This is a genomic window from Streptomyces sp. NPDC090798 (assembly GCF_044768965.1).
Classification (GTDB): domain Bacteria; phylum Actinomycetota; class Actinomycetes; order Streptomycetales; family Streptomycetaceae; genus Streptomyces.
The window spans coordinates 63723-77822 of the sequence record NZ_JBIVXA010000029.1; the positions used below are offsets into that span (position 1 = coordinate 63723).

Annotated in this window: 14 protein-coding genes; 3 read left to right on the forward strand and 11 right to left on the reverse strand. The window is 68.0% G+C overall.

All coding sequences use genetic code 11. From position 1 onward, the window contains the following. The first annotated feature begins 110 nt into the window (after positions 1–110). The 3 genes from ACIQTP_RS40900 to ACIQTP_RS40910 all read left to right on the forward strand — a co-directional run bounded on the left by ACIQTP_RS40900 (position 111) and on the right by ACIQTP_RS40910 (position 3926). Positions 111–1340, forward strand: coding sequence for a sensor histidine kinase (locus ACIQTP_RS40900; protein WP_403409675.1), 1230 nt, complete (start codon positions 111–113; stop codon positions 1338–1340). Beyond that, on the forward strand, positions 1337–1978 hold the full coding sequence (locus ACIQTP_RS40905; RefSeq protein WP_101400696.1) for a response regulator transcription factor: 642 nt from the start codon (positions 1337–1339) through the stop codon (positions 1976–1978). Before ACIQTP_RS40900 ends, ACIQTP_RS40905 begins: the two co-directional genes overlap by 4 nt. Before the next feature lie 109 nt (positions 1979–2087). After that, positions 2088–3926, forward strand: coding sequence for a glycosyl hydrolase family 18 protein (locus ACIQTP_RS40910; protein ID WP_403409678.1), 1839 nt, complete (start codon positions 2088–2090; stop codon positions 3924–3926). A gap of 71 nt (positions 3927–3997) precedes the next feature. Here the strand turns inward: ACIQTP_RS40910 and ACIQTP_RS40915 are convergent, their stop codons facing one another. The 11 genes from ACIQTP_RS40915 to ACIQTP_RS40965 all read right to left on the reverse strand — a co-directional run bounded on the left by ACIQTP_RS40915 (position 3998) and on the right by ACIQTP_RS40965 (position 14066). Further along, positions 3998–4444 carry a DUF2550 domain-containing protein gene (locus ACIQTP_RS40915; RefSeq protein WP_402035830.1) on the reverse strand — a complete coding sequence of 149 codons (447 nt, stop codon included), beginning with the start codon at positions 4442–4444 and terminating at the stop codon, positions 3998–4000. A gap of 129 nt (positions 4445–4573) precedes the next feature. Then, the gene (locus ACIQTP_RS40920; RefSeq protein ID WP_168530269.1) at positions 4574–4948 is read right to left on the reverse strand and encodes a F0F1 ATP synthase subunit epsilon; all 375 of its coding nucleotides are present in this window, start codon (positions 4946–4948) and stop codon (positions 4574–4576) included. A gap of 163 nt (positions 4949–5111) precedes the next feature. Further along, positions 5112–6548, reverse strand: coding sequence for a F0F1 ATP synthase subunit beta (gene atpD / locus ACIQTP_RS40925; RefSeq protein ID WP_054233221.1), 1437 nt, complete (start codon positions 6546–6548; stop codon positions 5112–5114). After that, positions 6548–7462, reverse strand: a complete 915-nt coding sequence (locus ACIQTP_RS40930; protein ID WP_403409683.1) for a F0F1 ATP synthase subunit gamma — start codon at positions 7460–7462, stop codon at positions 6548–6550. The genes atpD and ACIQTP_RS40930 overlap by 1 nt, the downstream gene beginning before the upstream one ends. Positions 7463–7483: 21 nt before the next feature. Then, positions 7484–9073 carry a F0F1 ATP synthase subunit alpha gene (gene atpA / locus ACIQTP_RS40935; RefSeq protein ID WP_101400693.1) on the reverse strand — a complete coding sequence of 530 codons (1590 nt, stop codon included), beginning with the start codon at positions 9071–9073 and terminating at the stop codon, positions 7484–7486. 124 nt (positions 9074–9197) lie between these two features. Further along, entirely contained in the window at positions 9198–10022 is an 825-nt protein-coding gene (locus ACIQTP_RS40940; protein ID WP_403409685.1) for a F0F1 ATP synthase subunit delta, read from the reverse strand. Continuing rightward, positions 10019–10561, reverse strand: coding sequence for a F0F1 ATP synthase subunit B (locus ACIQTP_RS40945; protein ID WP_403409688.1), 543 nt, complete (start codon positions 10559–10561; stop codon positions 10019–10021). Before ACIQTP_RS40945 ends, ACIQTP_RS40940 begins: the two co-directional genes overlap by 4 nt. Positions 10562–10601: 40 nt before the next feature. Further along, on the reverse strand, positions 10602–10838 hold the full coding sequence (locus ACIQTP_RS40950) for a F0F1 ATP synthase subunit C (RefSeq protein WP_402035817.1): 237 nt from the start codon (positions 10836–10838) through the stop codon (positions 10602–10604). A gap of 76 nt (positions 10839–10914) precedes the next feature. Further along, positions 10915–11751 carry a F0F1 ATP synthase subunit A gene (gene atpB / locus ACIQTP_RS40955; RefSeq protein WP_402036068.1) on the reverse strand — a complete coding sequence of 279 codons (837 nt, stop codon included), beginning with the start codon at positions 11749–11751 and terminating at the stop codon, positions 10915–10917. A gap of 210 nt (positions 11752–11961) precedes the next feature. Continuing rightward, complete coding sequence (locus tag ACIQTP_RS40960; protein WP_402035814.1) at positions 11962–12399, reverse strand: hypothetical protein; 438 nt, start codon at positions 12397–12399, stop codon at positions 11962–11964. 284 nt (positions 12400–12683) lie between these two features. After that, positions 12684–14066: an MraY family glycosyltransferase gene (locus tag ACIQTP_RS40965; protein ID WP_403409692.1), complete on the reverse strand. Its 1383-nt coding sequence runs from the start codon at positions 14064–14066 to the stop codon at positions 12684–12686. Positions 14067–14100: the final 34 nt, after the last annotated feature.

The window sequence follows — 14100 nt, forward strand, 5'->3', positions numbered from 1 at the left end:
TCGTCGGCGGTGACGAAGTCCCAGTACATCGAAAGATGCAGTTCCGGACCCTTCCCGGGCATCGGGCGGTGAGCCGGTGCGCCGTGTTGGATGGAGCCATGGATGGAGTCATGGCCAGGCGACTGCCCCGCCCCCACCGCGACGACGTGGGCATCGCGATCGGCGGACTGCTCGGCGGGCTCTTCCTGTGGAGCGTCGGTCTCTACAGCCGTACGCCGGACGATCCGATGTCCCGCGCGGACCAGGGCTGGGCCGTCCTGGTGCCGCTGGCCCTGATCGCCTGCTGCGAGCTGCCGCGCCGGACACTCCCGCGCACCGCCCTGCTCGTCGGCACACTCGCGCTCGTCGCCGACCTGCTGACCCGCGGCAGCCTGGCCACGGTCGTGATGTTCACGGACCTGGTCTACGCGGCCGTCCTGTACGGCTCCCCCGGCGCGGCCCGCCGCATCCCCTGGATCACCGGGCTGATCACGGTGATCGCGACCGTGTGGCCGGTCGCGGCCTGGCACAAGCCGGAGGGGCTGCTGATCGGGGCGTTCACCGGCCTGGTGACGTTCACCCCCGCCGCCACCGGCTGGATCGTCCGCAACCACCGCGACACCGCCGTCGCCGAACGGCTGCGCGCCGAGCAGACGGCCCTGCTCGCCGAGATGGACCGCGCCCAGGCCGTCACCGCCGAACGGGCCAGGATGGCAAGGGAGTTGCACGACATGGTGGCCAACCATCTCTCCGCGATCGCGATCCACTCCACGGCCGCGCTCTCCATCGACGACCCGAAGACGTCCAAGGACGCACTCACCGTCATCCGTGAGAACAGCGTCGAGGGGCTCGCCGAGATGCGCCGGCTGATCGGGATCCTGCGCGACGGCAGCGGCGACCGCGAACCGGCGGCGGCCCCCACCCTCGACGGACTCGGCGCCCTGGTGGCCGGCGCCCGCACCAACGGACTCGACGTCACGCTCACCACCGAGCACGGCAAGGTGCCCGCCCCGGTCGAACTCGCCGCGTACCGCATCGTCCAGGAGTCGCTGACCAACGCCCTCAAGCACGCGCCCGAGGGCCACGTCACGGTGACGCTCACCCAGCGGGACGGCTCGCTCGCCATCGCGGTGACCAGTGCGTACGGCGATCCGAGCGGCCCCCGCGCCCCCGGTTCCGGCGCCGGTCTCGTGGGTATGCGGGAGCGGGCCGACCTGCTGGGCGGCAGCTTCGAGGCGGGGCCCGAGCCCTCCCCCGACAGCAGGAACGGCAGGAACAGCAAGGGCGGCAGGGACGGCAGGGACGGCAAGATCTGGGCCGTACGCGCCACCCTGCCTCTCGTCCAAGGAGAACCCGAATGATCCGTGTGCTCGTCGCCGAGGACCAGTCCGCCGTACGGGCCGGGCTCGTCCTCATTCTGCGCAGCGCGCCCGACATCGAGGTGGTCGGCGAGGCCGCGGACGGCGAGCAGGCGGTCGCGCTCGCCCGCGAACTCCGCCCGGACCTGGTCCTGATGGATGTACAGATGCCCCGGCTCGACGGGGTGTCCGCCACCCGTCAGGTCGTCGCCGAGCGGCTCGCCGACGTGCTCGTGCTCACCACCTTCGACCTCGACGAGTACGTCTTCGGGGCGCTGCGCGCGGGCGCTTCCGGCTTTCTGCTGAAGAACACGGAGGCGAGGGATCTGCTGGTGGCGGTGCGGACGGTGGCGAGCGGCGAGGGGCTGATCGCCCCGGCCGTGACACGTCGGCTGATCGCCGAGTTCGCCGCGAAGCCGGTACGGGAGCCGAGCGCCGACCCGGCCGTGCTCGACGCGCTGACGCGCCGGGAGCGGGAGGTGCTGTCCTGCCTGGGTGAGGGGCTCTCCAACGCCGAGATCGCGGGCCGGCTGGACATGGCGGAGGCGACCGTGAAGACCCACGTCAGCCGTCTGCTGGGGAAGCTGGAGCTGCGGAGCAGAGTTCAAGCGGCCGTGCTGGCGCAGGAGTTGGGGGTCTGACTCACCCCGGGGGTGCACTGGTCCAGACCTATTGACCTATGGTCCAGACCTTTCTATTCTCGCCGCACTGCGCTTAGCCATGCCCACGACACCCCCGAGGAGAGGCATCATGCGCTTCAGAACCAGAGTCCGACAGCGAACCGTGGCAGGGCTCACCACTCTGCTGCTTCCGCTCGCCGCCCTCGTCGGGCTCGCGAGCCCCGCCTCGGCAGCCACCTCCGCCACCGCCACGTACACCAAGACCCAGGACTGGGGTACCGGCTTCGAAGGCAAGTGGACGGTCACCAACACCGGTACCACCAGCATCAGTTCCTGGACCATCGACTGGGACTTCCCCTCCGGTACGTCCGTCACCTCGGCCTGGGACGCGGACGTCACCTCCTCCGGCACCCACTGGACCGCCAAGAACAAGTCCTACAACGGCACCCTCGCCGCAGGCGCCTCCGTCTCCTTCGGCTTCAACGGCGCCGGCACGGGTTCTCCGACCAACTGCACACTCAACGGCGGCAGTTGCGATGGCGGCACCACCGTTCCCGGCGACAACCCGCCGAGCGCGCCCGGCACCCCCACCGCCTCCGCGATCACCGACACCTCGGTGAAGCTCTCCTGGAGCGCGGCCACCGACGACAAGGGCGTCAAGAACTACGACGTCCTGCGCGGCGGCACCAAGGTCGCCACCGTGACCACGACCTCGTACACGGACACCGGTCTGAGCGCCGGCACCGACTACTCGTACACCGTCCAGGCCCGTGACACCGCCGACCAGACCGGTCCGGTGAGCGGCGCGGTCGCCGTGCACACCACGGGCGGCGGTACGACCCCGCCCCCGACCGGCAACGCCGTCAAGCTCGGCTACTTCACCGAGTGGGGCATCTACGGCCGCAACTACAACGTCAAGAACCTGGTGACCTCGGGCTCGGCGGCGAAGATCACGCACATCAACTACGCCTTCGGCAACGTCACCAACGGCCAGTGCGCGATCGGCGACTCCTACGCGGACTACGACAAGGCCTTCACCGCCGACCAGTCGGTCAGCGGCGTCGCCGACACCTGGGACCAGCCGCTGCGCGGCAACTTCAACCAGCTGCGCGAGCTGAAGGCCAAGTACCCGAACATCAAGATCCTCTGGTCCTTCGGCGGCTGGACCTGGTCCGGAGGCTTCGCCCAGGCCGCCGCCAACCCGGCCGCCTTCGCGCAGTCCTGCTACAACCTGGTCGAGGACCCGCGCTGGGCCGACGTCTTCGACGGCATCGACATCGACTGGGAGTACCCGAACGCCTGCGGTCTGTCCTGCGACACCAGCGGCGCCGCGGCCTACAAGAACCTGATGCAGGCCCTGCGCGCCAAGTTCGGCACGGGCAACCTGGTCACCGCGGCCACCACCGCCGACGGCACCTCCGGCGGCAAGATCGACGCCGCCGACTACGCGGGCGCCTCGCAGTACGTCGACTGGTACAACGTGATGTCGTACGACTTCTTCGGAGCGTTCAACGCGCAGGGCCCGACCGCCCCGCACTCCCCGCTCACCTCCTACAGCGGCATCCCGACGCCCGGCTTCACCACGGCCGACGCGATCGCGAAGTTCAAGGCGAAGGGTGTGCCCGCGAGCAAGCTGCTGATCGGCATCGGCTTCTACGGCCGCGGCTGGACGGGCGTCACCCAGGACGCACCGGGCGGCACGGCCACGGGTCCGGCGGCGGGAACGTACGAGCAGGGCATCGAGGACTACAAGGTGCTGAAGACGTCCTGCCCGGCCACCGGCACGATCGCCGGAACGGCGTACGCGCACTGCGGCAGCAACTGGTGGTCCTACGACACCCCGGCGACCATCGGTACGAAGATGGCCTGGGCCAAGAGCCAGGGCCTGGGCGGTGCGTTCTTCTGGGAGTTCAGCGGAGACACCAGCAACGGCGAACTGGTGAGCGCCCTCACCAGCGGGCTCGGATAGCCGCCGGGCCACATTGACGCCCCCCGGACTTCGTCCGGGGGGACCCCCACGCAGCGAGTGAATGCGGCCTTTCAGGCCACGTTCACTCGCTGTCCGGGCGGGGCCGCCTCCAGCCACGCGAGGAAACCGGTCAGCGCGTCCTCGCTCATCGCCAGTTCCAGGCGGGTGCCCCGGTGCACGCAGGCCAGGATGATCGCGTCGGAGAGCAGGGCGAGTTCCTCCTCGCCGTCCGGGGTGCGGCGGCCCGCGACCTCGATCGCCGAGCGTTCCAGGACGCGGCGCGGGCGGGGGGAGTACGAGAAGACGCGATACCACTCGATGCGGTCGCCGTTGTAGCGGGCGACGCCGTAGCCCCAGCCTTTTCCGTTGGGGTCGCCCTTCTCCGGGACGTCCCAGCGCAGGCTGCAGTCAAAGGTGCCCCCGGAGCGCTGGATCAGCCGGCGGCGGAGGCCGAAGACGAACAGCCCCACCACCACGAGCGCCACTACCAATCCGCACACAGTCAGAGCGAGGACCATCGACACCGACCTCCTCGTCTCCTAGGTAACGGAAAAGAAAAAACCTCCGCATTTGCCTCAGCCGCGGCGGGGGCCGGAGTGATCCGGTCCCCGCCGCGGCTGAGGCAAAGCATCACACAGCGCGGCGACTCAGCGCGCCGACACCGCCCGCAGACGGACGTCCGCGCGGCGCTCGGCGGAGGCATCGCCCTCCGCCTTCGCGCGCTCGAGCTCCCGCTCCACGCGCTGGACGTCGATCTCGTCCGACAGCTCGGCGATCTCGGCCAGCAGGGACAGCTTGTTGTCGGCGAACGAGATGAAACCGCCGTGCACCGCGGCGACGACCGTTCCACCATCACTCGTACGGATGGTCACCGGGCCCGACTCCAGCACACCGAGAAGCGGCTGGTGACCGGGCATGACGCCGATGTCGCCGGACGTGGTACGCGCGACGACCAGGGTGGCCTCGCCGGACCAGACACTGCGGTCCGCGGCGACGAGCTCGACGTGCAGCTCAGCAGCCAAGGTGGGCTCCTCGGGTCACCACCCGGCATGGCCGCCGGGTGTTGGGTCAAAGTCTAATGGGCGTACGGAGGGGGACGGGACGCGCCCCGCGAGGTGCGGTCCCGTCCCCCTCCCTTACGAACACGAGTTCCTCAGGAACCGGAGTCCCTCAGGTACGCGAGGTTCAGGAGACGCCGAGCTCCTTGGCGTTGGCCTTGAGGTCCTCAATGCCACCGCACAGGAAGAACGCCTGCTCCGGGAAGTGGTCGTACTCGCCGTCGATGATCGCGTTGAAGGCCGCGATCGACTCGTCCAGCGGGACGTCCGACCCGTCGACGCCGGTGAACTGCTTGGCGACGTGGGTGTTCTGGGACAGGAAGCGCTCCACGCGACGGGCGCGGTGGACAGTGAGCTTGTCCTCCTCGCCGAGCTCGTCGATACCGAGGATCGCGATGATGTCCTGGAGGTCCTTGTACTTCTGCAGGACCGACTTGACCCGCATCGCGGCGGCGTAGTGATCCGCCGCGATGTAGCGCGGGTCCAGGATGCGGGACGTGGAGTCCAGCGGGTCCACGGCCGGGTAGATGCCCTTCTCGGAGATCGGACGGGAGAGAACCGTCGTCGCGTCGAGGTGGGCGAACGTGGTGGCCGGGGCCGGGTCGGTCAGGTCGTCCGCGGGGACGTAGATCGCCTGCATCGAGGTGATCGAGTGACCACGGGTCGAGGTGATGCGCTCCTGGAGGAGACCCATCTCGTCGGCCAGGTTCGGCTGGTAGCCCACCGCGGAGGGCATACGGCCGAGCAGGGTCGAGACCTCGGAACCGGCCTGCGTGAAGCGGAAGATGTTGTCGATGAAGAACAGCACGTCCTGGTTCTGGACGTCACGGAAGTACTCCGCCATCGTCAGACCCGCGAGGGCCACGCGCAGACGGGTGCCCGGGGGCTCGTCCATCTGACCGAAGACAAGCGCGGTCTTGTCGATGACGCCCGAGTCCGACATCTCCTCGATGAGGTCGTTGCCCTCACGGGTGCGCTCACCGACACCGGCGAACACGGAGACACCGTCGTGGTTGTTGGCGACGCGGTAGATCATCTCCTGGATGAGCACCGTCTTGCCGACACCGGCACCGCCGAACAGACCGATCTTTCCACCCTTGACGTACGGGGTGAGAAGGTCGATGACCTTGACGCCGGTCTCGAACATCTCGGTCTTCGACTCGAGCTCGTCGAAGCGCGGGGCCTTGCGGTGGATGGACCAGCGCTCGCCCTCGTACTTCTCGTCGGAGTTCAGCACCTCACCGAGGGTGTTGAACACCTTGCCCTTGGTGAAGTCGCCGACCGGAACGGTGATACCCGTGCCCGTGTCGGTGACCGCGGCCTGGCGGACCAGACCGTCGGTGGGCTGCATGGAGATCGTGCGGACCAGGCCGTCACCCAGGTGCTGGGCGACTTCCAGGGTCAGCGTCTTCTTCTCGCCGGCGTTGGCCGGGTCGGCCACCTCGACGTGAAGGGCGTTGTAGATGTCCGGCATCGCGTCGACGGGGAACTCCACGTCGACGACCGGGCCGATGACCCGGGCGACGCGGCCCGTGGCAACGGCCGTCTCAGAAGTCGTCGTCATTACTTGTCACTCCCCGCGGTCGCGTCGGCAAGGGCTGCGGAGCCACCGACGATCTCGCTGATTTCCTGGGTGATTTCGGCCTGGCGGGCCGCATTGGCAAGACGGGAGAGCGTGGTGATCAGGTCTCCCGCGTTGTCGGTCGCCGACTTCATCGCGCGGCGCGTGGCGGCGTGCTTGGAGGCAGCCGACTGGAGCAGCGCGTTGTAGATACGGCTCTCGACGTACCGGGGCAGCAGGGCGTCAAGGACGTCCTCCGCCGACGGCTCGAACTCGTACAGCGGAAGAATCTCGCCCTTGGGCGCCTCCTCCGCGACCTCTTCGAGGCGCAGCGGCAGCAGGCGGCCGTCGACCGCCGTCTGCGTCATCATCGAGACGAACTCGGTGTAGACGATGTGGAGTTCATCCACGCCGCCGTCCGCCGTCGCCGTCTCGATGGCCTCGATCAGCGGCGCCGCGACCTTCTTGGCGTCCGCGTAGGTGGGCTCGTCGGTGAAGCCCGACCACGACTGCACGACCGCGCGCTCGCGGAAGTTGTAGTGGGCCAGACCGCGGCGGCCGACGATGTACGTGTCGACCTCCTTGCCCTCCGCCTCGAGGCGCGCCGTCAGCTGCTCGGCGGCCTTGATGGCGTTGGAGTTGAAGGCGCCGGCCAGTCCGCGGTCGCTCGTGAGGAGCAGCACCGCGGAACGGGTCGCCGTCTCCGCCTCCGTGGTCAGCGGGTGCTTGGTGTTCGAGCCGGTGCCGACCGCCGTGACCGCGCGGGTGAGCTCGGTCGCGTACGGCGCGGAGGCCGCCACCTTGCGCTGCGCCTTGACGACACGCGAGGCGGCGATCATCTCCATCGCCTTGGTGATCTTCTTGGTCGCGGTGACGGATCGGATGCGACGCTTGTAGACCCGGAGCTGGGCTCCCATGAGTCAGGTCCCTTCCTTACGTCACTTGGCCGCGGCCGGAACGTCTTCGCCGAGAAGCTTGCCGTCCGAGGTCTCGAACTGCTTCTTGAAGTCCGCGATGGCGTCCGCGATGGCGGTGAGGGTGTCGTCCGACATCTTCGCGCCCTCCTTGATGGAGGTCATGAGGCCCTGCTCCTTGCGGTGCAGGTACTCCAGGAGCTCCGTCTCGAAGCGGCGGATGTCGGCGACCGGTACGTCGTCCATCTTGCCGGTGGTACCGGCCCACACGGAGACGACCTGGTCCTCGGTGGCCATCGGCTGGTACTGAGGCTGCTTGAGCAGCTCGACCAGCCGCTGACCGCGCTCCAGCTGCGACTTCGACGCGGCGTCCAGGTCCGAACCGAAGGCGGCGAACGCCTCCAGCTCACGGTACTGGGCGAGGTCGAGGCGGAGCCGGCCGGAGACCTGGCGCATGGCCTTGTGCTGGGCGGAGCCACCGACGCGGGAGACCGAGATACCGACGTTCAGGGCCGGACGCTGGCCGGCGTTGAACAGGTCGGACTCCAGGAAGCACTGGCCGTCGGTGATGGAGATGACGTTGGTCGGGATGAACGCCGACACGTCGTTCGCCTTGGTCTCGACGATCGGCAGACCCGTCATCGAACCGGCGCCCATCTCGTCGGAGAGCTTCGCGCAGCGCTCCAGCAGACGGGAGTGCAGGTAGAAGACGTCACCGGGGTAGGCCTCGCGCCCCGGCGGACGGCGCAGCAGCAGGGACACGGCGCGGTAGGCGTCGGCCTGCTTCGAGAGGTCGTCGAAGATGATGAGGACGTGCTTGCCCTCGTACATCCAGTGCTGACCGATGGCCGAACCGGTGTACGGCGCAAGGTACTTGAAGCCGGCCGGGTCGGACGCCGGGGCGGCGACGATGGTCGTGTACTCCAGCGCGCCGGCCTCTTCGAGGGCGCCACGCACGGAGGCGATGGTCGAACCCTTCTGGCCGATGGCGACGTAGATGCAGCGGACCTGCTTCTTGGTGTCGCCCGAGCGCCAGTTGTCGCGCTGGTTGATGATCGTGTCGACAGCCAGCGCGGTCTTGCCGGTCTGACGGTCGCCGATGACCAGCTGACGCTGGCCACGGCCGATCGGGGTCATCGCGTCGACGGCCTTGTAGCCGGTCTCCATCGGCTCGTGCACCGACTTGCGGACCATGACGCCCGGGGCCTGCAGCTCGAGGGCGCGGCGGCCGGTGGTCTCGATCTCGCCGAGGCCGTCGATCGGGTTGCCGAGCGGGTCGACGACGCGGCCGAGGTAGCCCTCGCCCACGGCGACGGACAGCACCTCACCGGTGCGCTGCACCGGCTGGCCCTCCTCGATACCGCTGAACTCGCCGAGGACGACCGCACCGATCTCGCGCTCTTCCAGGTTCAGCGCGAGACCGAGGGTTCCGTCCTCGAACTTCAGCAGCTCGTTCGCCATCGCCGAGGGAAGACCCTCGATCTTGGCGATACCGTCGCCGGCGACGGTGACCGTACCGACCTCCTCGCGCGAGGCCGCGTCCGGCTTGTACGACTGGACAAAGTTCTCCAGCGCGTCCCGGATCTCCTCCGGCCGGATCGTGAGCTCCGCCATCTGGGTTCCCTGCTCTCCTTGTTGGGCCCGAAGTTTTCTTGGGGGGTCTGGGGTCAGCCCCCAGGAATCCTCTGCACGGCCCAACCAGGGCCGTAAGTACTAAGTGGTAACGCGTATTGAGTTGCTACTGGCCGACGATGCGGCGGCGCGCGTCCTCGAGCCGGTCCGCGACGGCGCCGTCGATGACCTCGTCGCCGACCTGCACCCGGATCCCGCCGAGGACCTCGGGGTCCACGTCGAGGTTGAGGTGCATCGGGCGGCCGTAGAGCTTCGCCAGGGCGGCGCCGAGGCGCTGCTTCTGTGCGTCGCTCAGCGGGACCGCCGAGGTGACGACGGCGACCATGCGGTTACGGCGCTCGGCGGCGAGCTTGGACAGGGACTCGAGTCCCGCTTCCAGGCTACGTCCCCGGGGCGCGGTCACAAGGCGCGTCACCAGGCGTTCGGTGGTCGGGTTGGCCCGGCCGCCGAGCAGGCTGTGCAGCAGCTCGCTCTTGGCCGCCTTCGAGGCGGTGCGGTCGGTCAGCGCGGCGCGCAGCTCGGTGTTCGAGGAGACGATCCGGCCGAAGCGGAACAGCTCGTCCTCGACGTCGTCGAGCGCGTTCGCCCGCTGGGCGGCCGTGAGGTCGGCGATGCTCGCCAGCTCCTCCAGCGCGTCCACCAGGTCACGCGACTGCGACCAGCGCGAGCGCACCAGGCCGGCCACCAGGTCCGCGGTCGGCCCGCCGACCTGACCGCCGAGCAGGCGCTGGACCAGCTCGGCCTTGGCCTCGCCGGGCTGCGCCGGGTCGGTCAGGACCCGACGCAGCGACACCTCGCGGCTGAGCAGCGTGGTGACGGAGGCCAGCTCGTCGGCGAGCTGGACCGCGTCCACGGACGTCGAGTCCGTCAGCGCGTCGAGACGCTCACGGGCTGCAGCGAGGGCCTCGCGGCTTGCTCCGTGTGCGGTCATCGAGTCGCCTCGGCCTTCTCCTCGAGATCGTCGAGGAAGCGGTCGATGACACGGCTCTGCCGGGCGTGGTCCTCGAGGGACTCACCGACGAGCTTGCCGGCCAGGTCGGTGGCGAGCTTGCCCACGTCCTGACGCAGCGCCTGCGCGGCGGCCTTGCGGTCGGCCTCGAGCTGCGAGTGACCGGCGGCGATGATCTCCTCGCGCTGCCGCTGGCCTTCCGCGCGCATCTCGGCGATGAGCGTGGCGCCCTGCTCCTGCGCCTCCTGGCGCAGACGCGCGGCCTCGTGCCGTGCCTCGGCGAGCTGGGCCTTGTACTGCTCCAGCACGCTCTGGGCCTCGGTCTGAGCGGCCTCGGCCTTCTCGATACCGCCCTCGATGGCCTCGCGACGCTCTTCCAGAACCTTGTTGATGGTCGGGAGGAGCTTCTTGGCGAGGAAGCCGAAGACGATGACGAAGGCGAGCAGACCGATGACGAGCTCGGGGATCGGCGGAACCAGAGGGTTCTCCGTCTCCGCCGCGAGCTGAACCAGGGGGTTCACATCAGTGCCTTTCGTCTAAATGGGCTGGTCGAGCCTGAGATCAGGAGCCGTAAACGAACGGCATGACCAGACCGATGAGAGCAAGCGCCTCACAGAACGCGAAGCCCAGGATCTGGTTGGCGCGGATCAGACCGGCAGCCTCGGGCTGACGGGCCAGAGCCTGAGTGCCGTTACCGAAGATGATGCCGACGCCGACGCCGGGGCCGATCGCGGCGAGGCCGTAACCGATGGAGCCGAGAGCCTTCAGGTCACCGGTGACAGCGGCAAGGGTGGTCATGCCAGTTCTTCCTTCTCTTTCAAGGACCGGTGGGGGTTGGCCACCGGACGTGTGCGGGGTGGGAGCGGGCGACCACTCAGTGGTGCTCGGCGAGCGCGCCCTGGATGAAGGTGCAGGTCAGAAGCACGAACACGTACGCCTGCAGAGCCTGAATGAACAGCTCGAAGGCCGTCATGACGATGACCATGATGAACGAGACGCCCGCGTAGGCGATCCCGATGCCGTTCAGCAGGTACCAGCTGGCGATGGTGAAGAGCAGCAGCAGAGTGTGCCCCGCGAACATGTTCGCGAAGAGTCGGACCGCGTGCGTGAACGGACGGACGATCAGGTTCGAGAAGAACTCGATCGTCATGGCCAGCGGCAGCACCGGGCCGAGCGACTTGTCGTAGCCCGTGAAGTTCTTGAAGGCTCCGACGAAGCCGTGCCGCTTGAACGTGAGCGAGACCCACAGGATGTAGACGATCGCCGCGAGCACCAAGGGGTACGAGATGATCGAGGTGACCGGGAACTGGGCGAGCGGAACGATCGACCAGAGGTTCATCATCCAGACGAAGAAGAACAGCGAGACGATGAGCGGAACGTACTTCTCGCCCTCCTTCTTGCCGATCGTCTCGTAGACGATGCCGCGCCGGACGAAGTCGTATCCGGTCTCGGCGACCATCTGGAGCTTGCCCGGGACCACCTTCGGCTTGCGGAAGGCGGCCCAGAAGAAGCCGACGACAATGATCGAGCCGAGCAGCGCCAACAGCATCGTCTTGTTGAAGTACAAGTTGCTGTTCGCGTCACCCCAGATGGGTTCGAACAGGAACGAGTGCAGGCCGGGAGCCGGGAAGCCACAGCCGTCGAAGATGTGGCAGTCGGTCTCGAAGGCGAGCACCTGCGTCGGGTCAGCACTCACCGCGGGCTCCTTCAGCGTGGCGCATAGGTACGGCAACCTCGTTGTGTCGGCGCGGCGCGCAGCCGCGGTTCGGCACTGGACTGGTGTAACGGATGTGGGGGCGGCTGTGGGGCATCAAGCCTCGCGATTGAGCAGGCGTCAGCTCAGATGCCCGCGCCCGCGATGCCGCAGTTGGCATCGGACGATAGCAGGCTCTCTCACCCGCATTTATCCCGGCCCTACCCCTCATGACGAGTGCCCCGTCTTTTCGGGCTTGTCGCCCTTCGACGAGTCGGGTTCGACATAAAGGATCTTGGCCTTCATGTAGGCGCGCGTCTGTGCACCGATCCACGCGAGGGTGGTGGCGAGCAGGGTGATCGCAAAGGCCTTGGGATTGAACAGCGTCGTGTGCTTGAACGCGGCCATGAAGATGAACAGCAGGAGAATCTGTGCCGCGTACAGCATCAGGCCCATCGCCTGGAACAGATGCGGAAGCGATTTGGCAGTGCGCTGCAGTACATAGAGGCCGATGCCCATGAACAGGATCACGACCAGCGTCGCGACGACCGCCCCGATCGCTCCCTTGCCACCGGCGACCACGCCGCTGACAGCGGCGGCAATCGCGCCGACGGCAACTGTGGGCACAGTGGCCTGAAGGAGGATCCGGGCGTCATTGGACGGCATGGCGGCAGCTCCGCTTGCTAAGGGGGCAGGGTGTCGTCATGGACGAGCGTAGTCCCGGGCTGAGAGAGAACCTCACGCCAAGGGCCCGTCTCACGACGGTCCTTCGGCTCTATCCCGGGTTCTCGTGAACCGTATCACAAACTATTTGATGCGGTCTTTACCTAGAAGGTGTGCTTGCTGTCACACATGAGAATGAACCTGCGCGTTTGTGCAATATCGAGGGTAACTTGTCTGGTATTGACGCGGTTTGCCGGTGATCCTTCTTGCGCGATTCTTACTTTGCGTCAGCGTGAAGATTCGGCTTTGCGCCCTTCCAGGAAGCGCGCGCGGGCACCAATTGCCGTCGCTCCGTTGACTCCTGAGACACCCGTGGTGACCGGGGAACGGTGTTCACGCACGCCCTCTTCCCGCTCCTGGGCCGCCTTCTCGTGGGACGCCGGCTCCTCGTACGCGACGCAGGCCACGGCCGCCTCCGCCTCGGCCGCCAGGGCGACCCTGCGACGGCGGCGGTAGCGCGGCGGCAGCAGGTGCTCGGCCCAGCGCGGGGCACGCGGCGTGAAGCGCGGCAGCAGGAGCAGTACGAGGCCCACCGCGCTGAGCGCCGCGATGCCGAGCACGATCCACATGGACGCCGAGTTCACCGAGAAGGCGAGCGCTCCGAAGGCGATCAGCGCCGACCAGAAGTACATGATCAGGACGGCCCGGCTGTGCGAGTGGCCGACCTCCAGGAGGCGGTGGTGCAGGTGGCCGCGGTCGGCGGCGAAGGGCGACTGGCCGCGCCAGGTGCGCCGCACGATGGCGAGCACCAGGTCGGCGGCCGGGACCGCGATGATCGTCAGCGGCAGCAGCAGCGGGATGTAGACCGGCACCGTCTGGTGCACGGTGTTGCGCTCCGAACCGGAGAACAGGTTCATCGCGTCCGGGTCGATCTGCCCGGTGATGGAGATCGCGCCGGCGGCCAGCACCAGGCCGATCAGCATCGAGCCGGAGTCGCCCATGAAGATCCGGGCGGGGTGCATGTTGTGCGGCAGGAAGCCCAGACACATGCCCATGAGGATCGACGCGAAGAGGGTCGCCGGGGCGGCGGCCTCGATGCCGTAGCTGTACCAGATGCGGTACGCGTACAGGAAGAACGCGGCGGAGGCGATGCACACCATGCCGGCGGCGAGACCGTCGAGGCCGTCGACGAAGTTCACCGCGTTGATCGTGATGACGACCAGTGCCACGGTGAGCAGGGTGCCCTGCCACTGGGTCAGCGCGACCAGGCCGACGCCGGGGATGGGCAGCCACAGGATCGTCAGACCCTGCATGACCATCACACCCGCGGCGATCATCTGGCCGCCCAGCTTGATCAGGGCGTCGATCTCGAACTTGTCGTCCAGGACACCGATCAGCCAGATCAGCGCGGCGCCGGAGAGCAGCGCGCGGGGCTCGTTGGAGTCCGAGAAGACCGCGTTGAGGTTGCGCAGATGGTCGGCGACCAGCAGACCGGCACACAGACCGAAGAACATCGCGATGCCGCCGAGCCGCGGTGTGGGTTCCCGGTGCACGTCCCGTGCCCGGATCTGCGGCATGGCTCCGGCCACGATCGCGAACTTCCGTACCGGCCCTGTCAGCAGATACGTCACCGCGGCCGTGATGCAGAGCGTCAGCAGATATTCACGCACGGGCTTCCCCACAGGTCTCGCTGGCCATCTCAGC